Annotated in this window: 20 protein-coding genes and 1 pseudogene; 7 read left to right on the top strand and 14 right to left on the bottom strand. The window is 63.9% G+C overall.

The genetic code is table 11. From position 1 onward, the window contains the following. Positions 1-81: 81 nt before the first annotated feature. The 4 genes from WJU18_RS25525 to WJU18_RS25510 all read left to right on the top strand — a co-directional run bounded on the left by WJU18_RS25525 (position 82) and on the right by WJU18_RS25510 (position 3,895). On the top strand, positions 82-906 hold the full coding sequence (locus WJU18_RS25525; protein ID WP_423456636.1) for an ABC transporter permease: 825 nt from the start codon (positions 82-84) through the stop codon (positions 904-906). Next, entirely contained in the window at positions 903-1,967 is a 1,065-nt protein-coding gene (locus tag WJU18_RS25520; protein ID WP_423456634.1) for an NAD-dependent epimerase/dehydratase family protein, read from the top strand. Before WJU18_RS25525 ends, WJU18_RS25520 begins: the two co-directional genes overlap by 4 nt. A 102-nt stretch (positions 1,968-2,069) precedes the next feature. Then, complete coding sequence (locus tag WJU18_RS25515; RefSeq protein ID WP_423456632.1) at positions 2,070-3,137, top strand: dihydrodipicolinate synthase family protein; 1,068 nt, start codon at positions 2,070-2,072, stop codon at positions 3,135-3,137. Between the two features lie 17 nt (positions 3,138-3,154). Further along, positions 3,155-3,895 (top strand): ABC transporter ATP-binding protein, encoded by a 741-nt coding sequence (locus WJU18_RS25510; RefSeq protein WP_423456630.1) that lies wholly within the window; start codon positions 3,155-3,157, stop codon positions 3,893-3,895. A 29-nt stretch (positions 3,896-3,924) separates the two neighbouring features. Here the strand turns inward: WJU18_RS25510 and egtB are convergent, their stop codons facing one another. From egtB to gspG, 12 genes and pseudogenes are all read right to left on the bottom strand, one after another. Then, on the bottom strand, positions 3,925-5,133 hold the full coding sequence (gene egtB, locus WJU18_RS25505) for an ergothioneine biosynthesis protein EgtB (RefSeq protein WP_423456628.1): 1,209 nt from the start codon (positions 5,131-5,133) through the stop codon (positions 3,925-3,927). After that, a complete protein-coding gene (gene egtD / locus WJU18_RS25500) occupies positions 5,130-6,035 on the bottom strand; it encodes an L-histidine N(alpha)-methyltransferase (protein WP_423456627.1) in 906 nt (301 codons plus the stop codon). The genes egtB and egtD overlap by 4 nt, the downstream gene beginning before the upstream one ends. Before the next feature lie 88 nt (positions 6,036-6,123). Next, positions 6,124-7,524, bottom strand: a complete 1,401-nt coding sequence (locus WJU18_RS25495; RefSeq protein ID WP_423456625.1) for a GspE/PulE family protein — start codon at positions 7,522-7,524, stop codon at positions 6,124-6,126. Between the two features lie 15 nt (positions 7,525-7,539). Further along, on the bottom strand, positions 7,540-9,882 hold the full coding sequence (gene gspD, locus WJU18_RS25490) for a type II secretion system secretin GspD (RefSeq protein WP_423456624.1): 2,343 nt from the start codon (positions 9,880-9,882) through the stop codon (positions 7,540-7,542). 79 nt (positions 9,883-9,961) lie between these two features. Further along, positions 9,962-10,678, bottom strand: coding sequence for a type II secretion system protein N (gene gspN, locus WJU18_RS25485; RefSeq protein WP_423456622.1), 717 nt, complete (start codon positions 10,676-10,678; stop codon positions 9,962-9,964). A gap of 60 nt (positions 10,679-10,738) precedes the next feature. Beyond that, complete coding sequence (gene gspM, locus WJU18_RS25480) at positions 10,739-11,254, bottom strand: type II secretion system protein GspM (protein WP_423456620.1); 516 nt, start codon at positions 11,252-11,254, stop codon at positions 10,739-10,741. After that, complete coding sequence (gspL, locus tag WJU18_RS25475; RefSeq protein ID WP_423456618.1) at positions 11,251-12,513, bottom strand: type II secretion system protein GspL; 1,263 nt, start codon at positions 12,511-12,513, stop codon at positions 11,251-11,253. Before gspL ends, gspM begins: the two co-directional genes overlap by 4 nt. A gap of 64 nt (positions 12,514-12,577) precedes the next feature. Continuing rightward, positions 12,578-13,603, bottom strand: coding sequence for a type II secretion system minor pseudopilin GspK (gspK, locus tag WJU18_RS25470; RefSeq protein WP_423456616.1), 1,026 nt, complete (start codon positions 13,601-13,603; stop codon positions 12,578-12,580). A gap of 49 nt (positions 13,604-13,652) precedes the next feature. Further along, positions 13,653-14,306 (bottom strand): PulJ/GspJ family protein, encoded by a 654-nt coding sequence (locus WJU18_RS25465; RefSeq protein ID WP_423456614.1) that lies wholly within the window; start codon positions 14,304-14,306, stop codon positions 13,653-13,655. Beyond that, the gene (gene gspI, locus WJU18_RS25460) at positions 14,306-14,665 is read right to left on the bottom strand and encodes a type II secretion system minor pseudopilin GspI (RefSeq protein WP_423456612.1); all 360 of its coding nucleotides are present in this window, start codon (positions 14,663-14,665) and stop codon (positions 14,306-14,308) included. The genes WJU18_RS25465 and gspI overlap by 1 nt, the downstream gene beginning before the upstream one ends. Then, on the bottom strand, positions 14,662-15,117 hold the full coding sequence (locus tag WJU18_RS25455) for a pilus assembly FimT family protein (protein WP_423456610.1): 456 nt from the start codon (positions 15,115-15,117) through the stop codon (positions 14,662-14,664). The genes gspI and WJU18_RS25455 overlap by 4 nt, the downstream gene beginning before the upstream one ends. 29 nt (positions 15,118-15,146) lie before the next feature. Beyond that, positions 15,147-15,589, bottom strand: a pseudogene (gene gspG, locus WJU18_RS25450) (type II secretion system major pseudopilin GspG). A 134-nt stretch (positions 15,590-15,723) separates the two neighbouring features. On the opposite strand from gspG, the gene WJU18_RS25445 reads away from it, so the two are divergent. Further along, on the top strand, positions 15,724-16,347 hold the full coding sequence (locus WJU18_RS25445; protein ID WP_423456608.1) for a type II secretion system protein N: 624 nt from the start codon (positions 15,724-15,726) through the stop codon (positions 16,345-16,347). On the opposite strand, the gene ilvA is transcribed toward WJU18_RS25445, so the two are convergent. Continuing rightward, the gene (gene ilvA / locus WJU18_RS25440) at positions 16,293-17,870 is read right to left on the bottom strand and encodes a threonine ammonia-lyase, biosynthetic (protein WP_423456606.1); all 1,578 of its coding nucleotides are present in this window, start codon (positions 17,868-17,870) and stop codon (positions 16,293-16,295) included. The genes WJU18_RS25445 and ilvA overlap by 55 nt on opposite strands. A 309-nt stretch (positions 17,871-18,179) precedes the next feature. Here ilvA and WJU18_RS25435 point away from each other — a divergent pair, with 309 nt between their 5' ends. Continuing rightward, the gene (locus WJU18_RS25435) at positions 18,180-18,632 is read left to right on the top strand and encodes an OsmC family protein (RefSeq protein ID WP_423456605.1); all 453 of its coding nucleotides are present in this window, start codon (positions 18,180-18,182) and stop codon (positions 18,630-18,632) included. Between the two features lie 231 nt (positions 18,633-18,863). Here the strand turns inward: WJU18_RS25435 and coq7 are convergent, their stop codons facing one another. Continuing rightward, positions 18,864-19,499, bottom strand: coding sequence for a 2-polyprenyl-3-methyl-6-methoxy-1,4-benzoquinone monooxygenase (coq7, locus tag WJU18_RS25430; protein WP_423456603.1), 636 nt, complete (start codon positions 19,497-19,499; stop codon positions 18,864-18,866). Positions 19,500-19,815: 316 nt separating this feature from the next. On the opposite strand from coq7, the gene WJU18_RS25425 reads away from it, so the two are divergent. Next, positions 19,816-20,724 (top strand): porin, encoded by a 909-nt coding sequence (locus tag WJU18_RS25425; RefSeq protein ID WP_423456601.1) that lies wholly within the window; start codon positions 19,816-19,818, stop codon positions 20,722-20,724. The last annotated feature ends 53 nt before the right edge of the window (positions 20,725-20,777 follow it).

Below are 20,777 nucleotides of genomic sequence, written 5' to 3'. Positions count from 1 at the left end.
AGTTGACATTGGCGCGGGCAAATCCTAAGATCCGGCGCATGGGCTTTCGGAGGTAAAGCCCGCCGTCAAGGAACCGTGCGAATGAGCATTTCCCCTGCAGTAGGTGCATCCGTGGAGGCCGGCGGCATGCCAATGCCGGCAGCGGGAGAGAGCCCGGCCTGGTACAGATGGGCCGGCATCGTGGGTGTTCACGCCGCGCTTGTCGTGTTGTGGGAAGTGGTTGTGCGCGCATTCGATGTGCGCAGCTTTGTGCTGCCGGCGCCGTCGGCCATCCTGGCGACATTGGGCAACCCCAACCATGCCTGGTTTTCCAACACGCTCGTGACCGCCGCAGAGGTGTTCGGGGGATATGCGCTCGGCCTGGTGGCGGGCGTTCTGGGGGCGCTGCTGTTCGTGACAAGCAAGCGGCTCATGCTGCTGCTCTTTCCTGTGCTCGTCACCTTGAACATGGTGCCCAAGGTGGCCATGGGGCCGCTCATCATCGTCTGGTTCAGCTATGGCATCGGGCCCAACATCCTTATTACCTTCAGCCTGTGCTTTTTCCCGATCCTGCTGACCACCATCCGCGGGCTCAATGAAACGGAGCCTGAGCTGCTCGATCTCGTCAAGGCGCTCAAAGGCTCGCGCTGGCAACTGTTCCGCTATATCCAGTTGCCGGGATCGCTGCCCTATCTGTTCTCGGGCATGAAAGTCGCCACTGTGCTGGCGGTGGCGGGCGCGGTGGTGGGTGAATTCATTGCTTCCGACAAGGGCCTCGGTTATTTGATGATTCAGGTGCAGGCTTCGCTGGATACACCTGCGGTCTTCATGGCCGTGCTGCTGATCACCGCACTGGGCGTTGTTCTCTATGGGCTGGTTCTGCTTCTGGAGCGGCTCTTTATCACTCGTGACGCGAGACTCCAATGACTACTGATCACTTGAACGGTCCTTTCCTGGATCAACAGCCCTTGCCCGGGCAATTTGCCTCCGAAGCCGAACTGGAAGACTACCTGGCCTTGCCGTCACGCGATCTCGCGAATGACCTGGCCTCCACGGAAGGTGATCTGATGATCCTGGGGGCGGCCGGGAAAATGGGGCCCACGCTGGCTCGCCTGGCGCGCAATGCCCTGGCGAAGAACCGGCGTGTCATTGCAGTGGCCCGGTTCAGCGAGCCGGGCGTGCAGGAGGCGCTGCATGCCTACGGCGTCGAAACTATCGCTTGCGATCTTCTTGACCGCGCGGCGCTGCAGGCGCTGCCCCTTTGCGAGAACATCGTGTTCATGGCGGGGCGCAAATTCGGTGGCGAGGGCAACCTGCCGCTGACCTGGGCCATGAATGCGCTAGTCCCGGCCATGGTGGCCGAGCACTTCCGGGCGTCCCGCATCGTCGCCTTTTCGACGGCCTGCGTTTACCCGTTTGTCCCGGTTATCGGGCAGGGCGCACCGGAAGACCTGCCGCCTGACCCGCCCGGCGAATACGCCCAATCGTGCGTGGGCCGGGAGCGCATGTTCGAGCATTTTTCTCAGCAACACGGTACACCCGGGCGGCTGTTCCGCCTGAGCTATGCCATCGACTTGCGCTACGGTGTCCTGGCGGATGTGGCCCTGAAGGTGTGGCGCGGTGAGCCGGTCGACGTCACCATGGGGCATGTCAATGTGATCTGGCAGGGCGATGCGAACGCACAAGCGCTGCGGTGCCTGAAGGTGGCGACCGTGCCCACTTCCCCTCTCAACGTGAGCGGGCCGGAGACGACCTCCATTCGCTGGCTGGCACAGGAGTTCGGGCGCCGTTTCGGCCGTCCCGTGGAAATCCAGGGGCAGGAGGCGCCCAGCGCCTGGCTGATGAACACCGGCGAAGCCGAGCGCCTGTTCGGTTATCCGCGGGTGCCGCTCAAGCAGATGATGGCCTGGGTGGCTGATTGGGTCTCGCGCGAGCAGCGCATGTACGGCAAGCCCACCAAATTCGAGCAGCGGGATGGCAAATATTGATCAGGAGCAGGAGCGCTCTTCAGTTGCCCAGGGATGAAACGGCCATCGTCCCTGAATACGTTTGAACTTTGTGGCCGACCCATACGTTACCGAGGAATTCCGATGCCCCTGAACCGATCCGATCTTCCGCAGGACGTGCTCTCGCTGCTGGCGCAGGGCACGGTCATTCCGGCGCATCCGCTCGCGCTGGATGCGAACCGTCAATTCGACCGGCGGCGGCAGCGCGCCCTGACTCGTTACTACGTGGATGCAGGAGCCGGCGGCTTGGCTGTCGGTGTGCATACCACCCAGTTCGCCATCCGTGAGCGCGGCCTGTATGCCGCGGTGCTGGAGTCGGCGATGCAAGACAGGCTGCAGTGGAGCAGCCGGCCCATGGTCATGATCGCCGGATTGTGCGGGCAGACGGCGCAGGCCGTGGCTGAAGCCAGGACTGCGGTGGGTCTTGGCTACCATGCGGGGCTGTTAAGTCTCGCGGCGGTGGCGGGTGCCAGCGAGGACGAGCTGATCGCCCATTGCACTGAAGTGGCCGCAGAGATCCCGCTCGTGGGTTTTTACCTCCAGACGGTGGTCGGAGGTCCCGTGCTGTCGAGCGATTTCTGGCGGCGCTTTGCCCTCATTCCCAATGTGTTGGCCATCAAGGTGGCCCCGTTCAACCGTTACCGGACCCTGGATGTGGTGCGCGGTGTGGTCGACGCAGGCGCGGAGGACAGGGTGTTCCTCTACACCGGCAATGATGACCACATCGTGCTGGACCTGGCGCTACCCTTCACGGCCATGCGCGAAGGGCGGCCGATAGAGGTGCGTTTCCGGGGTGGCCTCCTGGGGCATTGGTCCGTGTGGACTTCCACCGCCGTGAAACAGTTGGCGTGGGTCAAGGCCGCGCTGGCAAAAGCCGGGGGCGCGCTCCCGCCTGAGGTGCTGGCGTTGGATTCCAGGGTCACGGATTGCAACGCGGCCTTCTTCGATGTGGCGAACAACTTCCATGGTTGCATCGCCGGATGCCATGAAGTGCTGCGGCGTCAGGGCTTGCTCGACAACATCCTCTGCCTGGATCCGCAGGAGGGGCTGGGCAGCGGGCAGGCGCAGGAGATAGACCGCGTCTACAGGCAGCACAGGGAATTCGCCGACGATGCCTTCGTCCGCAGCAACCTGGAGCGGTGGCTATCGTGAAGGCGCCCTTGATTCGCATGCGCAACCTTCGCAAGGTCTACCGCAAGCGCGACACCGAGTTTCTCGCCGTCTCCGATGTGACCATGGACATCTTCGAGGGTGACATGGTTTCGCTGGTGGGGCCCTCCGGGTGCGGCAAGTCGACACTGCTGAAAATCCTCTCAGGCCTGCATGCGCACGACGGCGGAGAGCTGCAGATGGGCGGGGCAGCGCGCTTCAATCCGGGGCGGGACGTCGGCATGGTCTTCCAGCAACCGCTCCTTCTGAAGTGGCGCAACATCCTGGACAACGTGCTGCTGCCGGCGGACATTCTCGGTTTGGACCGGCGGCAGGCGAAGGCGCGTGCCCGTCAATTGCTCGATATGGTCGGGCTGGCGGGTTTTGCGGACAAGATGCCGTATGAGTTGTCGGGGGGCATGCAGCAGCGCGCCGCCATCGCCCGCGCGCTGATCCACGATCCCAAACTGGTGCTCATGGATGAGCCGTTTGGCGCGCTGGATGCGCTCACCCGCGAGAAGATGAATCTCGAGATGCTGAGGATCTGGGAAGAGACCCACAAGACCTTCGTCGTGGTGACGCACAGTATTCAGGAGGCCGTATTCCTGGGTTCGCGATGTGCCGTGCTCACAGCCGGTCCCGCCAGGATGGCCGACAGCTTTCCCATTGATCTGCCGTCACCGCGAAAACTGCACCTCAAGACGACACCGGAGTTTGGCCAATATGTGTCGCGCGTGTATTCGTTGCTTGGCGTGGAGTAGCGGCCGAAAAGGCCAGGGCCGAAGCCGCATCAAGCGTCGCGTGCCAGCCGCAGGCCAGTGAATTGCCAGCGTGCCGTGGCCGGGAAGAAGTTGCGGTAGCTCAGCCGCGCATGGCCGGCCGGGGTGGCGCAGGAGCTGCCGCGAAGCACATATTGGTTGACCATGAATTTGCCGTTGTATTCCCCCACGGCACCAGCGGCGGCGCGAAAGCCGGGGTAGGGAGCGTAGGAGGACTGTGTCCACTGCCAGGCCAAGCCGAACCATTGGTTCGCCGGCTGATCCTGCGCACCGGAGGTGAAGGCCGCGTGTTCCCACTCGGCTTCGGTGGGTAGCCGCGCATCGGCCCAGCGGGCATAGGCGTCGGCCTCGTAGTAGGAAATGTGAAGCGCAGGAGACGCGGTATCGAGCGGCTTGCGGCCCGCCAGCGTGAATTCTTCCCAGGCTCCGTCGGCTGTGCGCTGCCAATACAGCGGATGGTCCGCGTGGCCGGCGATGCGCCAATCCCAGCCTTCGGCCAGCCAATGGGTCGACTGCTCGTACCCGCCGGCTTCAATGAAGCGGGCGAACTCGCCGTTGGTGACCAGGCGCGAGGCCAACTCATAAGGAGCCAGGTACACGCGATGGCGTGGTGATTCATTGTCGAACGCGAAGGCCGTGCCTTCATGGCCGATTTCGGCGAGTCCTCCATCGAAGCTTTGCCATGCCAGTGGCGCGCCCATGTGAGCCGGGGGCGGCGCGTCGTCCTGGTAGGCGGGCCAGAGAGGGTTGCAGGAGAGCAGGTGCTTGATGTCGGTCAGCAGCAATTCCTGGTGTTGCTGCTCGTGCTGCAGGCCCAAGGTGACGATCGCATGCCAGGGTGCGTCGCCGCTGCTGCTCGTCAGCAGAGCCCGCATGCGGTCGTCTACCTGTTTCCTGTAGGCCAGTATGTCCTGCAGTGTGGGGCGCGTGAGCAGGCCGCGCTGCGGGCGCGGATGGCGATCGCCTACGGCGTGGTAGTAGGAATTGAAGAGTACGCGAAACTCAGGCCGGAACAGCGCGAAGCCGCGTTCGTGTGCCGCCAGGACAAAGGTTTCGAAGAACCAGGTGGTATGCGCGAGATGCCATTTGGCAGGGCTGGCATCGGGCATGGATTGAACCACGCAGTCCTCGGCGGACAGTGGCGCCACGAGCGCCAACGTATGGGCGCGTACGGCGTCATACCGCGCGGCCAGCGGATGGGCATGATGTGCGAAGTTCATGGCTGGGCGTGGATCAGTGCGAACCAATGGCGCTCATCTGTCCACCAGCGGGCGCGTGTGAAGCCGGCTTCACGAAGCATGGCGCTGAATGCCGGCAGCGGATACTTGTAGCTGTTTTCCGTATGAATGCGCTCGCCTTGAGCGAATTCGCGGCGGCCGCCCGGCCAGCGCACGAGTTGCCCGCGGTCGGCCTCAAGGTGCATTTCGATGCGCGATGCCTTCGTGTTGAAGAACGCCCGATGAGACCACTGCGATGCATCGAAATCGCTGCCGATCAACCGGTTCACATGCGCCAGGACATTGCGGTTGAAGCGGGCCGTGACGCCAGCTGCGTCATCGTAGGCGGCTTCGAGTACCGCCAGTTCCTTGGGTAGATCGATGCCGATCAGCAAGCCGCCGGTGTTGTCGATCCATGTGCGTGCGCGGCGCAGCCATTCCAGGGCTTGCGGCGGATCGAAGTTGCCGATGGACGAACCTGGGTAGAACACCAGGCGGTGGGCGAAGGGAATGTCTTCGGGCAGTTCCAGATGGTTGGTGAGGTCGGCCGTCACGGCGCGGGCATCGACGGTGGGCTGCTCCTGGCGCAGGCGTGCCATGCCTTCCTGGAGGATTTCGGTGGAAATGTCGACCCCGACAAAATGCGTCGGCTGCAGAATGCCGCACAGCACGCGGCCTTTCTCGCCGTTGCCGGCGCCTGGCTCGATCACGGTGCGTACGGCGCCCACCGCTTGCGCAATGTCGTGGGCGCGCTCCTTCAGCAGGGTGCGTTCGGTTCGGGTAGGGTAGTACTCGGGCAGGCGCGTGATGGCTTCGAACAGTTCGGAGCCGCACTGGTCGTAGAAGTACTTGGGTGAAATGCGGGCCACCGGCTGGAGCAAGCCGTCGATGATGTCTTGATGCATAGGTGGGGTCTTGGGCCTGCCCAAAGAGAACCTCATTCTGCACTTCTTCGGTGAAGGTGTGTGTAGGCCAATGCCTTACTTGACACCTTCAATCCCGCGTCACGCGCAGCACTTCTTCCTGGCTCGTGATGCCGAGCTTCACCAGCCGTTCACCGTCATCACGCATCAATTGCATGCCATGCGCCAGAGCCGTCTTCCGGATGTCGGCTTCCGCGGTCTGATTGTGGATCTGGGCGCGGATCTGGTCGTCGACCATGAGCAGTTCGAACACGCCCGTACGGCCCGCATAACCCGTTTCGCCGCAAGTGTCGCAGCCGGCACCATGGCACGTGGTGCAGTATTTGCGGACCAGCCGCTGCGCCAGCACGCCGAGCAGGGAGGAACTGAGCAGGAAGGGCTCCACGCCCATGTCGGTCAGGCGTGTGATGGCGCTGGCGGCATCATTGGTGTGCAGTGTGGCCAGCACCAGGTGGCCGGTGAGCGATGCCTGGATGGCGATCTGGGCGGTTTCGATGTCGCGGATTTCGCCGATCATCACGATGTCGGGATCCTGGCGCAGGATGGCGCGCAGGGCGCGGGCGAAGTTCAGGTCGATCTTCGGGTTGACCTGCGTCTGGCCGACACCGGGCAAGTCATACTCAATCGGGTCCTCCACCGTCATGATGTTGTTGCGCGTGGCATCGAGCCGCGCAAGCGAGGCATACAAGGTGGTGGTTTTGCCGCTGCCCGTGGGGCCGGTCACCAGAATGATGCCGTGCGGCTGGGCAATCAGGCGTTCGAATTTCTGCAGCACATCGCCCAGCATGCCGACCGATTCGAGGCTCAGCTTGCTTTCGGACTTGTCGAGCAGACGCAGTACCGCGCGTTCGCCGTGCGCATTGGGAATGGTGGACACGCGCACATCGATCGCCCGGGTACCCAACCGAAGGCTGATGCGGCCGTCTTGCGGTAGGCGTTTTTCGGCAATGTCCAGGTCGGCCATGATCTTCAGGCGCGAGATCAGCGCGGCGTGCAGGGCCCGATTGGGGCGCACGACTTCGCGCAGCGCGCCATCCACGCGGAAGCGCACCGCGCTGTGGCGCTCGTAGGCTTCAATATGGATGTCGCTGGCGCCATCGCGCGCGGCCTGCGTGAGCAGGGCGTTGAGCATGCGGATGATGGGCGCATCGTCCGCGGATTCGAGCAGATCCTCCACGGCCGGCAGTTCCTGCATGATGCGGGAGAGATCGGCATCGGATTCCACCTCGCTCACCACGGCGGCGGCGCTCGATTCGCTCTGGGAGTAGGCGGCGCTGATGCGCTGGGCCAGCGTGTGTGGATCGGCCAGTTGCAGTGTCAGGGGCGGCTCCGTCGTTCCGAAGCGGCGCATGACCTCGCCGAGAGCGCTCGCCTCAGGGCGGCCGTTGTGCCACAGGGTCAGGCCCTGGCCGTCGTCTTCCAGCAGCAAGCCTGCGGTACGGGCGAAGGCATAGGGCAGGGGATAGCGCATGGACGGCCTTTTCCCCTAGTTTCTGAAGAGATCGCTGCGCTCGTTGTCGCCGCCGTAGTAGTTGTTCTCGCCGCTGGCAGGCATGGGTGAACTGGTGGGGGGGATCATCGGCTCCGGAGGGGCGGGGCGCTTCCATGCGTCAGGGTGAACCGGCACTACGGCAGGCATCACGGGAGCTTGGTTGGCATGCTGCACCACGCTGGAGGGCGGCTGGTTGCCTTCCTGCGCGCGGCGCATGTAGTCGTAGCGGTTGAGAGAGTAATTCTCGGTGGCGGCGGAGTCGCGCACGATGACGGGGCGCAGGAACACCATCAGATTGGTCTTGATCAGCGCGCGGCTTTGCGACTTGAACAAGTTGCCCAGCACCGGCACGTCGCCCAGCAGCGGCACTTTGTCCTCGTTGCGGTAGAACTTGTCTTCGAGCAGCCCGCCCAGCACCACGACGGAACCATCGTTGACCAGCACGCTGGATTCGATGGCGCGCTTGTTGGTGGTCGGGCCCGTGGCGGAACTGGTAGTGCCGGGAACCACGTCGGACACCTCCTGGTAGATCACCATCTTGATGGTGCCGTCTTCGCTGATCTGCGGACGCACACGCAAGGTCAGCCCCACGTCCTTGCGTTCGTAGGTTTGGAAGGGGTTGACCGAAGTGTTGCTGCTGCTGCCGGTGTTGGTATAGCTGCCGGTAACGAAAGGCACGTTCTGCCCGACGATGATCTTGGCTTCTTCGTTGTCCAGTGTCAGCAGCGTAGGGGTCGAGAGCACATTGCCCGTGCCGGTGGATTGGAGGAAGTTGGCCAATATGCCCAGCGAACTCGAACCCAGCAACAGATTGAATCCATTGCTGGGTGACACCGTGGGTCCTTTCCAGGAACTGGTCCCATAGCCATAGAACTGGGCCGCGAAGTCGATCAGGTTGGTGGTACTCCCGCTGCCGCTGGCGTTGGCAGTGGAGTAGTTAGTGCCCAGCACGCCAACGGTATTGCCGCCCTTGAATAGCCCCTGCCATTGGATGCCCAGTTCAGCCGACTTGTCGGCGCGCACCTCGGCGATCAGGCTTTCGACGAATACTTGCGCGCGGCGCTGATCCAATTGGTCGATGACGGCGCGCAGCTCCCGGTAGACAGGTTCGGGCGCACTGATGATGAGCGAGTTGGTGGACGGGTCGGCCTGGATCTGGCCACCCGTGGAAGGCTGGTTATTGGCCTGGGCATTGATGCTCGGCCCGCTGGCCAGGCCGTTGCCGCCACTGCTGGAACTGCTGCTCGTGCCTGAGAACGTGCTCTGGTTGCTCGCGCTGTAGGAGGGCGTGCTGTTGGTCAGGCCGCTGCTGCTGGCTGCCATGGCGCTGGGAGCTCCGCCCGCACCCGTGGGGGAGTTCTGTCCAGGCAGCGCCGCCAGCGCTGCGCGCAGCGTGACTGCTAGCTTGGTGGCATCGGCATTTTTCAAATACACCACGTGGATGTTGCCGTTGGAGCCATCTGGGCGGGTAGCGGGTGGTTGATCGAGCTGCTCGATGAGCGCCTTGGCCTGGGCCAGCCGAGCAGAGTTCGCGGCGCGCACGATGATGGCATTGCTGCGCGGCTCGGGGACCAATGTGGTGCGGTAGCTGCCATCGCCGCCGCTGGCGGCCGACGCGGCAGCGGCGGTGGCTTGAGTTGGTTGGCCTGGCACGGCGCTGGGCGTGACCGCCCCTCCGGCGCTGCCGCCTGTTTCAAGCAGCCTGGCGATCAGCGGTGCGAGATCGGAGGCCACGGCGTAATTCAGGCGCACCACCTCCACGCCGGTCGCATTGGACACGTCGAGAGAGGCAATGATGCGCGCCAGACGTTGAAGGTTGTCGCCGTAGTCGGTGATCACCAGCGAGTTGGTGCCGGGATTGACGTTGATCGTGTTGTTGGGGCTGATCAGCGGGCGCAGAACGGGCACGAGGTTGTTGGCGTTCTCGTGCGTGAGGCGAAAGATCTGCGTCTGGATCTGGCCGCCGCCCGCCGGTTTGGTTCCTGCCGATACGCTGCCGCTTTGCAGCTTGGCTTCGGATTCGGGGATGACCAGGTAGATGCCGTTGTTTTCCACCAGCGCGAAGCCTTGCGTGCGCAACTGGGTCTGGAACAGGCGCAGGGCCTGGCTGGCGTTCACTGGCGCAGTGGAGGTCAGCGTCATGGTGCCCTTGACGCGCGGATCCACCACCACATTGCGGCCTGTGATCGTGGCCATGGTGCGTGCCACGGCATCGATTTCGGCATTGGCGAAATCCAGCGTAACGTTACCGCCGTGTGCTTTCGGGGTGTCCTGCGCGTGCACGTGGCTGCCGGCGATGAAAGAGCTCGCACAAGCGGCCAGGATGGTCACGGCCATCCGCTGCTTCGGCCAGCTCCGCCAGGCAGAAGATCGGGGCGTTGCCGGATGGCTGGAAGGTAGAGCACTCATGCAGAGATTAACCGAGCGTGATGATGGCGCGCGCGCCTTGGCGGCGGCCCAGGATGTTGAGCAGATTGGCCAGTTGGGCTTCCATGCCCTGGGCCGCGCTGGCTTCCCCATTGAAACGCAGGCGCGAGCCGACCCACTGGCCCTTGCCGGACAGGCGCAGCGCGCCTTCCAGAGTGGACAGATCGAATGAGGGAGAGTCGCCGCCGGTGAGCGTCATGCGGTAGGAGCCCATGGGTTGCAAGGTGGACAGCCGTGAAGACATATGGCGCGCGGTAAGTTCCGCGCCGCCTTCCATGGCTATCCGGCCAGCCAACCATTCTACTGAAAGCCCTTTGGTGGACAGTGACAGCTCCCCCTGAGGCTGAATGGTGTTCCACGGCGTCCCCAAGCCCGTCAGCACGGCCGCGGGCCACTGGGTCTTGCTGTCGGCCAACATCAGTTGCGCGCCGCCCCAGCGCGGCATCACGCGCAGATCGAGCGGCTCGCCCGGCGTGCAGCAATCGGAGGTGACGCGCGCCCGCACGCCCAACCCGGAGGTTTCCAGGCGCCACTGCATCCGTCCTGGCAGCGCCGCGCTGCCCTGGCTGCCGGCGCCGCCAGTGAGTACCAGCCGTGCGGAACCTGACCAGACACTGCCTTGTGGGTCGCGCAGTTGAACCATGTCGCGGGTCCCCAGTGCCACCGCTGCGGCCAGCCAGCGCGCTGGTGCCGTGACGGCCAGCACCAGCAGCAGGCCAATCAGCAGCCCGGCGAATGCCCAGCCCCAGGGGGCGTTCCTTGGCGCTCATGGTTGCGGAAGGCTCAATGAGAGCGTGCCGTTCCAGCGTGCCGGCGTGCCAGGGGCGCTGCCGGGGGCGCGGGTCAGGCGCGCCTCGACTGGCGTGGCCCGGGCGTTCGCGCGGGCATCGGCGAGGTATTCGGCCAAGGCGTCGGCGGGCACATCTTTCAGGGTCACGTTCGCCCGGTCACCAACCACACTCAGCTTTCCGCCGGTACCCAGCCGATCCTTCACGGCGGTTTCCAAGGCTTTGAGGGCTTCGCTCTGGCTCAGCTTCGGCAAGGCCTTGAGTTTTTCGGCCTCGGCTTGCAAGCGTTGCATCTGCTGGGCCTGGGCTTCCAGCGCCTGGCGTTGCTCGCCGGCCACGCGCAGCGTATTGATGGCGGGCGAAAGCGTCAGCCACCACAGCAAGGCCAGCACCACCACGGTGGCCGCCACACTGATCAGCCGGCGTTCACGGGCATCCAGGCGCGCCCATTGCGCGGCCGCGAGTTGAAGGCTTGTGCGGGCGGTTGTCTTCATGGCGCGCTTCCTGGCCGCAGCACCACGGCATCGGCTTCTGTCTGCAACTGATAGCCCAGCGGCCGCAGCCGTTGATTGGCTTCGGCAAGCGCGCTGGCGGCCATCTGCACGCCGCGCGCGCGCAGTTCACCCGCTGCGAATTCAATGGCCGATGGCGCAGCGCCTTCCGGTGCCACCGAGGCAAAAGAGCTCAAGGTAGGTTCGAGATCGCGGGCCGACAAGGCGCCGGTGGCCTGGCGCAGCGTGGCGACTTCGCGTGCCATTTGTACCGGCGCGTCCACGACCACCTTGACCTTCGGAAAGGTCTGGGTGAGCGCGGCATCGATGCGTGTGCGCCGTGCCGCCAGGTCGGCGCGTGTCTCCCAGGCCCACCAGTTCAGCCCGATCAATTGCGCCAGTACCAGCAGGACCACACCCCAGCGCGCAGGGCGCCATGCCGGCGCATGCATCAGGTCGCGCCATAGCGCGCCAGCGCGCTTGGCTGCGCGTGCGCGGCCGCCGCGCGAAAAATCGGATTGGGCCAGATCCCAAGGTGAGCGGCTGGCCACCAACAGGCGGTCCGCCGCTTGCTGAATGACAGGCTGTTGTTCCAAGACTTCCTCGGCGAGCGCCGCCACGGCAGGTTCGGCGAAGAGTTCCGTCGAGAGCGTTCCTTGTGCGCTCTCGGGTGCTTGCGGGGCTGCATGGCCCGGCGGATGAGGCAGCAGCGAAAGCGCGCCTGGCTCAAAAGGAAGGGCTTGCACGCCGCCGGGTACGGCATCGCCGCTGGCCAGTAGTCTGGCTCGCTCGGGCGTGCCCGTCACGAGCAGGCGCAGTGGCCCGTTGCTGGGGCTTAGCTCGGGCACAATGCGATTGACCGCGCGGCCGGCTGCTTCCAGGGCATGCATGTGGGCCGCGAGCCAGGCTCGGCCGCACACGGCCACCCAGGCTTGTCCGCCGCCGCTGGCGCCGGGTTCAAGCGCGAAATGCAGTTGTTCCGCATCGTCGAGCAGTTGATCTTCCAGCAGGCCGGCCAACGTGGCGCGCAGGCGCGGTGAGCCCGGACCCACACCCTTGGGCAATTGCACGCGTTGCCACGAGAGTTGGGCAGAAGGAATCACGGCGACGACTTCCACCCCACGCCCCGCATCCGGCAGCAGCGCTGGGGCAGCGCTTCCGTGCGCGGCCAGTGTCTGACCGTCGCGCGAAGTGGCGAAGTCATAGCTGCCGGGCGGGCCAGGGGGAGGGCAATCAGAAGCAGGCTCATGTGAGCGGGCCATTCTAGAGGGTGAGAGGGCGCTTCAGGCCTGGATGCGTATTCATGGTCATGATCCAGAGCTTTCGTTACGGCCCCATGCCGGGCACGAGGGTATTGAGCGCGGTCCGCTGGCGCCACAATGTCAGCACGGTGCGGCGCTGAGGTGAGGCAATGCGCCGTACCACCGAGATCTCCTGGAGTGCTATGTCGTCCAGCCGCAGGCGGCCGCGAATTTCGAAGAAATTGGTCGTGGTGCTGACCCAGTCGGAAGTCAAGGCATCGCTGCCGCTGCGCTGCACGATATTCAGGGCCTTCTGGGTGTCTTGAAAATAAGCGCTGCTGCGGGAACTGACGAGCTTTTCGGCACCCGCCAGGTCAAGCCCGGGGACTGCAGCGTAGATGACCTGGGCGCTGGCGGTGTTGAGATTCACTGGCGTGGGGCTGTTGTTCAGCAGGGGTAGCAACGTGACATAGGGGCGCAGGGTTTCCAGCGTGGCGGGCGTCAAGCCCAGCCAGAGGAGCTGATCGAAGCGCTGAGGCATCAGGGGCGCGTCGTCGCTCTTTTGTGTCTCGGTGCTTTGCATCGCGGCCTGCGCATTGATCAGGTTGCGCTGCAAGGCGTCGAGTTCCCCGGCGGGAAGGCCCAGGAGCTCGAACAGGCGGCGGAAGCGATCGATAGGCTGCTTGCCGTCATCTGTCCCCGTGTCCTTGCTGATCAGCAGGTTCATGATATTCAGGCGTGATTGCAAATCAGTGATCTGGCCTGAAAGAAAAGCTTCTCGCTCGGTTTCGGTGCTGGCTTCTCCGCCAGCCAGGAAGGTGGACAGGCGGGCCTCTTCCAGCGGCACTGCCCAGGGCTCTCCCAGATGATCCACTGTGGACTCCCGGGCATCGCCCGCGAGGATCAGCCGTCCCCAATCCAGGGCGCCGCCCAGGATCCAACTGGATTGAACGCGTGCCCGCTCTGAGGTCTCGACTTCAACGCCACGCCATTGGCGCCATAGCGCCGCGGCAGCCAGCGTGGCCACCAGGGCCACGGTGATCATGGCCGCCAGCAAGGCCGCGCCGCGCTCGCTGGAGCTTTTTTGTCTTGCGGCGGTCACGGCGCTCATGAGTCGCCCCCGAAGTTGGGCCGTATCCAGTCCACCACCAAGGGGCCGGTCAGGGCCTGTCCCGGTGCCAGTGTGATGATGAGCCGTACCCCGTCAGGAACCGTGGCCGTGGCATCGCTGCCTTCGGATGAGCTGGATAGAGGGTTCGTCCATGCGTTATTGCGGAAGTAATGCAACTGCCAGTCCTGGGCAGGGGCAATGACTGTTTCCTGCGCCCCCCGGTGGGCGTGCCTTGCAGCGAGGCGGTTTCTCCCCAGCGGGCGGCGGCATCCCAGGCGGCTTGCCAGGCTTGCTGCGTAAGTACCGGCGGCGATTGCCAGCGCAGCCATTGGCCGGTGCCAGCGCGGCGCGTCCAGGCGGCCACGCGCAAGCCGGCCCCTGCATTGTCGGCCGCAGTGCGGGTAATGCGCAGGGTATTGCCATCCCAGGAGAGGCTGCGGTTGACCAGGGGCTGGATGGCCGACGTGCTGGAACTGGTGGTGGCGATATTGCTGGCCTGCCAGACCATCATGGCGTCCAGGTCGGCGCGCCATTGGCCGAGGCCCGCCTGCAGCGCCAGGACATCATCGGTATAGCGGCGCGTGGCCTCCTGCGCGCGCGCCATGCCGTCGATGCCGCGCCAGGTGAGCAGCGCCATCAGCGCCATGATGGCCAGCGCTACCAGCACCTCAATCAGAGTAAAACCTCGGGACTTGGGCATCATCAATTCCGCCCGATGATGGTGGACAGCCGCAGGATCTGCACGCCGCCGTCGGTCACCGCCGTGTCGATGCGGCGAAAGTTGGGGTTGGGGGTGGGCCGCACACTTAACTGGACCTGCAGGGCCAGATTGGCTTGCACGCACTCGATGGTGCTGTCGCCCACGCCTGGCAACTGCCGCGCGAGCCGGAGCGCCACCAACTGGTTTTCAGCGCAGATCTGCGCCAGCAAGGCATGCCCCTGGCGTTCGGAGTTGCTGGTGAGAGCGGCCGTGGCCTTCAGGCCTGCCACCAGCGCGATGGCGGTAATGGCCAGCGCCACCAGCACCTCGACCAATGTGAAGCCGCGAGACGGGCGGATCATGGCGTGATCGTGGTCACTGCGAATGGGCGCAGCCCATCGGTGGCAATGCGCACCAGCGGCTGGCTGCTGCCCGCGCGGTGGATCAGCACCGCCTGGGGGCCGATCAAGGGGTCGGGACCGAGCAGCAGCGGCGCATTGCCGACCGCAACGGTCTGGCTGTCGAGCCACCGCGTGGGCAGCGGCTCTCCGCCTGGAGGCAGCCCATCGAATACAAAACCTTGGGGTGTCGGCCGCCAATGCACCGCGACACCCGCGGCACGCGAACGCGCGCGCGCCGATTCAAGCACCGCCGCCAGCCGCTCGCCATCGCGCGCCAGGATGTCCGCCGTGCTGTCGCGCAAAGCCAGGCTGGCGACCGCGGTGCCGATGGCGATCACGGCGATCACCACCATCAGCTCGATGAGCGTGAAGCCGCGAGCGTCGGGATCGTCGCGCGCGCCCGGCCGTTTCATGTCGATTGGGAGAAAGTCGCGTTTTGTTTCTATTGCCAGCTGCCGATGTCGGCGTTCTTGCCCTCGCCGCCACTCTGGCCGTCCGCGCCAAAGCTCATGACGTCCACTTCGCCCTTCACCCCGGGGTTCAGATACTGATAGGGACGGCCCCAGGGGTCATTGGGAAGCTTTTCGAGATAAGGCCTCCAGTTGCCGGGCAAGGGGGAGAAGCTGGGCGGGCGATGAGCGCTTGCAGCCCTTGCTCGGCCGTGGGAAAGCTGTGGTTGTCCAGCTTGTAGAGCTTGAGGGCCTGCATGATGTTGTGCACGTCGGTGCGGGCCGCCGTGGCGCGGGCATCATCGGTGCGGTCGAGCACGTTCGGCACGATCAGTGCCGCCAGCACGCCGATGATGACCAGCACGACCATCAATTCGATCAGGGTAAAACCAGCGGCACGGCGCCAGCGGGCCAGAAGAGGGCGGGAAAGTGTCATGAAAAAGCAGTCCGGAAAGCAAGGCGCTTCAATGATAATCGCCTGATGATGACAGCTTTTGCTTTCGGGAAGGTGCTGAACCGCTCCGTTATTTCCGCCCGGGCCGGCATGATGAATTGTTTTCTTTCCCAGCCATGAGATCTCCTATCGCTTCACAGCGGCTGGTAGTGGGCACCACCACGCTGCTGGTGTGGGCGTTGGCGGCGGGCAGTGCGCTTTATTGGGGCTTGCGCGCCAGTGGCGCCCAGGGGCAGGCGGTGCCGCCCGCGGCCGGCATCGGGCAGGCGGTGACCGTGGATACCGAGGTCGTGGCACGCGCTCTGGGTGCGAAAGGGCCTGCCAGCGGCGCTACGGCCGCGCCCGATGTGGTCAGCCGCCTGGCTTTGCGCGGCGTGGTCACGCACGATGGGCGTGGCGCGGCGTTGATCGCTGTGAGCGACAAGCCCGCGAAGCCGTTTCGCGTCGGGGCGGAGGTAGAGGGCGGATGGACGCTCAAGTCCGTGTCGCCACGCGCCGCCAGTGATCACCAGCGGTACGCGGGAGGCTACCTTGCACATGCCTGCGATGTCCGAGCGGTCCAGTACCAAGGACGCTGTGGCGCCGCCCGCTCCTGTGCAAGCCCCGGCACGGCCTTCGTTGGCGCCCATGCAGCCACCGGCGCGGCCCTCAGTGCCCCAGGCTTCCCGTTAATTTCAACGCGGGCTTATTTCAGGAACAGCCGATACGCTGGGTTGTTCGTTTCCTCCACCCATGGGTAGCTCAGTTCATCCAGGAAACTTCTGAACGCGGTGTCGTCGCTTTGCGGTACCTGCATGCCGACCAGGATGTGGCCGTAGTCCGCACCCTGGTTGCGGTAATGGAAAAGAGAGATATTCCAGTTCGGCCGCATCAGGCTCAGGAACTTCATCAGCGCGCCCGGGCGTTCGGGGAACACGAAGCGCAGCAGGCGCTCGTCACGGGCCAGGGCAGAGTGGCCCCCGATCATGTAGCGGACATGTTCCTTGGCCAGCTCGTCCCGGGTGAGATCGACCGTGGCAAAGCCCTGGCGCTCGAAAGCGGCGGCGATCCGCGGAGACTCCCCTTTGCTGTGTGTGGTCAGGCCCACGAATACGTGCGCTTCGCCGGCTGACGCGGCGTCGCTGATGCGGTAGTTGAATTCGGTCACATTGCGTGCGCCGCCAGGCAATTGTCCGATGCCCTCGCAAAAGCGGCGGAAGCTCCCGCGCTCTTCCGGGATCGTCACCGCGAACAAGGCTTCGCGTTCCTCCCCCACTTCGGCGCGTTCGGCGACGAAGCGCAGGCGGTCGAAGTTCATGTTGGCGCCCGAAAGAATCGCGGCGTAGGTCTCACCCTTGGTCTTGTGCGTGGCCACATACTGCTTGATGGCGGCCACCGCCATGGCGCCCGAAGGCTCCACGATGCTGCGGGTGTCGATGAACACGTCCTTGATGGCGGCGCAAACGGCGTCGGTATCAACGCGGATGTATTCATCCACCAACTCACGTGCAATGCGGAAGGTTTCCTCGCCTGCCAGTTTCACGGCCGTGCCGTCAGCGAACAGGCCGACATCGGCCAGCGTGACGCGTTCCCCGGCCGCTACGGATTGCGCCATGGCATCGGAATCGGCCATCTGAACGCCGATCACCTTGATCTCGGGCCGCACGGCCTTGATGTAGCTCGCCACGCCACTGATGAGGCCGCCACCGCCGATGGCGACGAACACGGCGTCAAGCTGGCCTTGGTGCTGGCGCAGGATTTCCATCGCGACGGTGCCTTGCCCGGCAATGACCAGGGGGTCGTCGAAGGGATGGATGAACGTCAGGCCTTGCTCGCGCTGCAGCTTGACCGAATGGTCGTAAGCGTCGGAATAGCTCTCGCCGGCCAGCACCACCTCGCCGCCAAGGGTCTTGACCGCATCCACCTTGAGTTGGGGTGTCGTGACGGGCATGACGATGACCGCGCGCGTGCCCAGCCGATGCGCGGACAGCGACACGCCCTGCGCATGGTTGCCGGCCGAGGCGCAGATGACGCCATTCTTGAGCTGCTCGGGCGTCAGGTTGGCCATCTTGTTGTAGGCACCACGCAGCTTGAAGGAGAACACCGGTTGCTGGTCTTCCCGTTTCAGGAGCACCTTGTTGTGCAAGCGGCGGCTCAGGGCGCGTGCGGGATCCAGGTCGGACTCGATGGCCACGTCATAGACGCGCGCCGTGAGAACCTGCTTGAGATAGTCAGTGGTGGTCAGGCGCGGTGCTTGGCCGGCCTGTACGGAAGGGGAAGTCATAGGCAACTCGAAAAAAAGACCCGCGCTTTCCTGCTCTGCGTGGCCTGGCGGCAGACATAAAAAAAGCCCCGAGACCTTGCGGCCCGGGGCTTGAATCCACCTTTGAAAGGGGTGGAGGAGACAACCGTTGGCAGGGAAACCCCGCTTGCTTAATGCGTAGTGTAGCGAAAAGTATAGCGTTTTCAGAGAAATTTGCTGCGATGCAACACATCACCTTGTAAAAATGCGCAGTTTTTCTCGGGACGGCGGGGTGTTGTGCCGAATCCGCTACGCTTTGGCCCGTTCATAAATAACCAAGAGCTGCAGAAAATGGAATGTACGGTGAGCTGGACTGGGGTAGCTGGGACGCGTTCAGGCATGGGCTTCGTGGCTGAAACCGGCTCCGGCCATGTGATCGCGATGGACGGCGCGCCCGATGCGGCCAAACCTGAGAACGGCGGCCAGAACCTGGCGCCTCGCCCCATGGAAACAGTGCTGGCTGGCGCGGGCGGTTGCACCGCCTACGATGTGGTGCTGATCCTGAAGCGTGGCCGCCACGACGTGCGGGGCTGCTCGGTCAAACTCAACAGTGAGCGCGCCGAGACCGATCCCAAGGTATTTACCCGGATACATATGCATTTCACCGTCAGTGGCAAGGGCGTGCCAGCCCCGGCCGTGGAGCGGGCGATTGCCATGAGCCACGATAAATACTGCTCCGCTACCATCATGCTGGGCAAGACAGCCGAGATCACCACTTCATTTGAGCTTGTAGAAGTGGCTTGAGCGCGTGTTTGCGGTCTCGGCGTTACTTTGGTCGTTTCCTGAGACTGCACCATCAGCGTCATAGCGGCGAAAGCCGGTATCCGCCAGCCGCGGTGGATGGTGCGCCGTCGCTGGATTCCGGCTTTCGCCGGAATGACGGGAAAAAGGAGCTTGCGACCAGATGGCAAGCATGTTCTGAGCAGGCCAGTGAGGCTTAGGGGAAAACCCTTAAGCCAACGGGTAAATTACCCCTCATATATAGTGAGCCGTGCCGGTCATCACCCGGGCGGCCAACCGCATCAGCCCGCGTACCGGCAGGGGTAGCTCAGCTCCTCCGGCTTGCAATGCGGCATCGGCGTGTTGCGCCTCGTCTTTCTTCATTTGCGCCACGATGGCGCGCGAAGGCGCATCATTTTTGGGCAGGCGATCCATGTGTCCGGCCAGGTGGGCTTCCACCTGGCGCTCGGTTTCCACCACGAAACCCAGGCTCAGGGCGTCGCCTCCAACCCTTCCGGCCACCAGGCCGATGCCGAAGGCGCCTGCATACCAGAGGGGGTTGAGCAGAGAAGGCCGGTCGCCCAGCTCCTGAAGCCGTTCGCTGGTCCAGGCCAGATGGTCCGTTTCCTCGCGTGCGGCGGCTTCCAGCTGACGGCGTAGCGCCTCGTCGTGGGTGGTTAGCGCTTGTGCGGTGTAGAGGGCTTGGGCGCAGACCTCGCCCACGTGGTTCACTCGCATCAGGGCGCCCGACAAGCGCCGTTCCTCGGGTGAGAGCACGGCATCTTTCGATGGGGCGCTGGTGGCGGGGCTGGGCCGGGCGGCGCGGGGCTCGGCGAACAGGGTTCGCAGGCCGCTGTCCGCGGCGGAGAGTAGGCGGTCAGTGAAGCTCATGGTGGGCAAATGGTAGCCGGGAAATGGCAAGCAATGGGAGTTGTGAAGAGGGATGTACCCGGCTGATTGCTGCATAGCAACAAATATGTCATATTTGTTTCCAGAAATGACAGTGTTTCTGTCTATGAAAACAGGGTAGTTGCTGCATAGCAACAAAAAAAGCCAGAAAAGTGCTGATTTCGTTGTTCAGCCGCTGTGTGTCTGATGTAATAGAGCCAGCTTCCCCGCATACGTGGAGGTTGGCTCCGGCAGCTGCAATGCGTCGCATGCAGAAGCTTGCCTCGGCGCCCTATGTTTAAACCTTGGAGAACTTGCAATGAAAAAATCTCTGATCGCCCTGGCAGTGCTGGCGGCCTCCGGTGCCGCGATGGCTCAATCCTCTGTGACCCTGTACGGCGTGGCTGACGCTGGTGTGGTCAAGCTGGCTGGCGACAAGACCAAAATGGGCAGCGGCACCACCATGAACAACGGCACTTCCCGTCTGGGCGTGCGTGGCGTTGAAGACCTGGGTGGCGGTCTGAAAGTTGGTTTCAACTTCGAATCCGGCCTGTCGCTCAATGACGGTTCCGCTGATGGCACCTTCTGGTCGCGTCAAGCCAACCTGTGGGTGGGCGGCAACTGGGGTACCTTCAAGATGGGCCGTGCGTTCTCCCCTAGCTACAACGCTGTAGCTGCTTGGGAATTGACCGGCACCGCCAACTACAACGTGATCGCCAACACCTACGGTTATGTGGGTGCCAATGCACGTAACAGCAGCCAGTTCAGCTACAAGACCCCTGAAGGTCTGGGTGGCTTCAGCGCTGAAGTCGGCTACGTTGCCAAGGGCAACAGCGCCACCGACCAGTCCAAGTGGGATGCCAACGTCATCTACGCAAACGGCCCGATCGCTGCTTCTCTGGCAGCCAACAAGCTGACCGGCGGCAAGACCAACTGGGCGCTGGGTGGCAAGTACAACTTCGGTACGTTCGCAGTGGCCGCTGGCTACAACGCCCGTCGTGACGGTGTCCGTCGCGAAGGCTTCAACGTGGGTGGCCAGGCTCAGTTCGGCGCCTTCACCGTGACCGCCGACATCGCTCGCGATCGCAAGAACGATGCTGGCAAGAAGTACACCAACTTCCTGCTGGAAGGCAAATACGCACTGTCCAAGCGTACCTTCGTGTACGTGGCAGGTCTGCGTCTGGACGACACCAACAACTACGGCCTGGGTCTCCGCCACAACTTCTAATTTGGCGGTATCCGGCGAGCGGAACGGTTTCGATCGTTCCGCTTAGCAAGTTT

It is taken from the genome of Ottowia sp. VDI28 (assembly GCF_049532675.1).
In the GTDB taxonomy this organism is placed as follows: Bacteria; Pseudomonadota; Gammaproteobacteria; order Burkholderiales; family Burkholderiaceae_C; genus Ottowia.
The sequence above is the reverse complement of the archived record's forward strand: the minus strand, read 5'-3'. Positions and strand labels throughout refer to the sequence as shown.

Excerpts from the sequence above, each read along its gene's own strand:
- WJU18_RS25525 (WP_423456636.1), top strand. The coding sequence starts at position 82 with ATGAGCATTTCCCCTGCAGTAGGTGCATCCGTGGAGGCCGGCGGCATG.
- WJU18_RS25520 (WP_423456634.1), top strand. The coding sequence starts at position 903 with ATGACTACTGATCACTTGAACGGTCCTTTCCTGGATCAACAGCCCTTG.
- WJU18_RS25515 (WP_423456632.1), top strand. The coding sequence starts at position 2,070 with ATGCCCCTGAACCGATCCGATCTTCCGCAGGACGTGCTCTCGCTGCTG.
- WJU18_RS25510 (WP_423456630.1), top strand. The coding sequence starts at position 3,155 with ATGCGCAACCTTCGCAAGGTCTACCGCAAGCGCGACACCGAGTTTCTC.
- egtB (WP_423456628.1), bottom strand. The coding sequence starts at position 5,133 with ATGAACTTCGCACATCATGCCCATCCGCTGGCCGCGCGGTATGACGCC.
- egtD (WP_423456627.1), bottom strand. The coding sequence starts at position 6,035 with ATGCATCAAGACATCATCGACGGCTTGCTCCAGCCGGTGGCCCGCATT.
- WJU18_RS25495 (WP_423456625.1), bottom strand. The coding sequence starts at position 7,524 with ATGCGCTATCCCCTGCCCTATGCCTTCGCCCGTACCGCAGGCTTGCTG.
- gspD (WP_423456624.1), bottom strand. The coding sequence starts at position 9,882 with ATGGCCGTGACCATCCTGGCCGCTTGTGCGAGCTCTTTCATCGCCGGC.
- gspM (WP_423456620.1), bottom strand. The coding sequence starts at position 11,254 with ATGAAGACAACCGCCCGCACAAGCCTTCAACTCGCGGCCGCGCAATGG.
- gspL (WP_423456618.1), bottom strand. The coding sequence starts at position 12,513 with ATGGCCCGCTCACATGAGCCTGCTTCTGATTGCCCTCCCCCTGGCCCG.
- gspK (WP_423456616.1), bottom strand. The coding sequence starts at position 13,603 with ATGAGCGCCGTGACCGCCGCAAGACAAAAAAGCTCCAGCGAGCGCGGC.
- WJU18_RS25465 (WP_423456614.1), bottom strand. The coding sequence starts at position 14,306 with ATGATGCCCAAGTCCCGAGGTTTTACTCTGATTGAGGTGCTGGTAGCG.
- gspI (WP_423456612.1), bottom strand. The coding sequence starts at position 14,665 with ATGATCCGCCCGTCTCGCGGCTTCACATTGGTCGAGGTGCTGGTGGCG.
- WJU18_RS25455 (WP_423456610.1), bottom strand. The coding sequence starts at position 15,117 with ATGAAACGGCCGGGCGCGCGCGACGATCCCGACGCTCGCGGCTTCACG.
- WJU18_RS25445 (WP_423456608.1), top strand. The coding sequence starts at position 15,724 with ATGAGATCTCCTATCGCTTCACAGCGGCTGGTAGTGGGCACCACCACG.
- ilvA (WP_423456606.1), bottom strand. The coding sequence starts at position 17,870 with ATGACTTCCCCTTCCGTACAGGCCGGCCAAGCACCGCGCCTGACCACC.
- WJU18_RS25435 (WP_423456605.1), top strand. The coding sequence starts at position 18,180 with ATGGAATGTACGGTGAGCTGGACTGGGGTAGCTGGGACGCGTTCAGGC.
- coq7 (WP_423456603.1), bottom strand. The coding sequence starts at position 19,499 with ATGAGCTTCACTGACCGCCTACTCTCCGCCGCGGACAGCGGCCTGCGA.
- WJU18_RS25425 (WP_423456601.1), top strand. The coding sequence starts at position 19,816 with ATGAAAAAATCTCTGATCGCCCTGGCAGTGCTGGCGGCCTCCGGTGCC.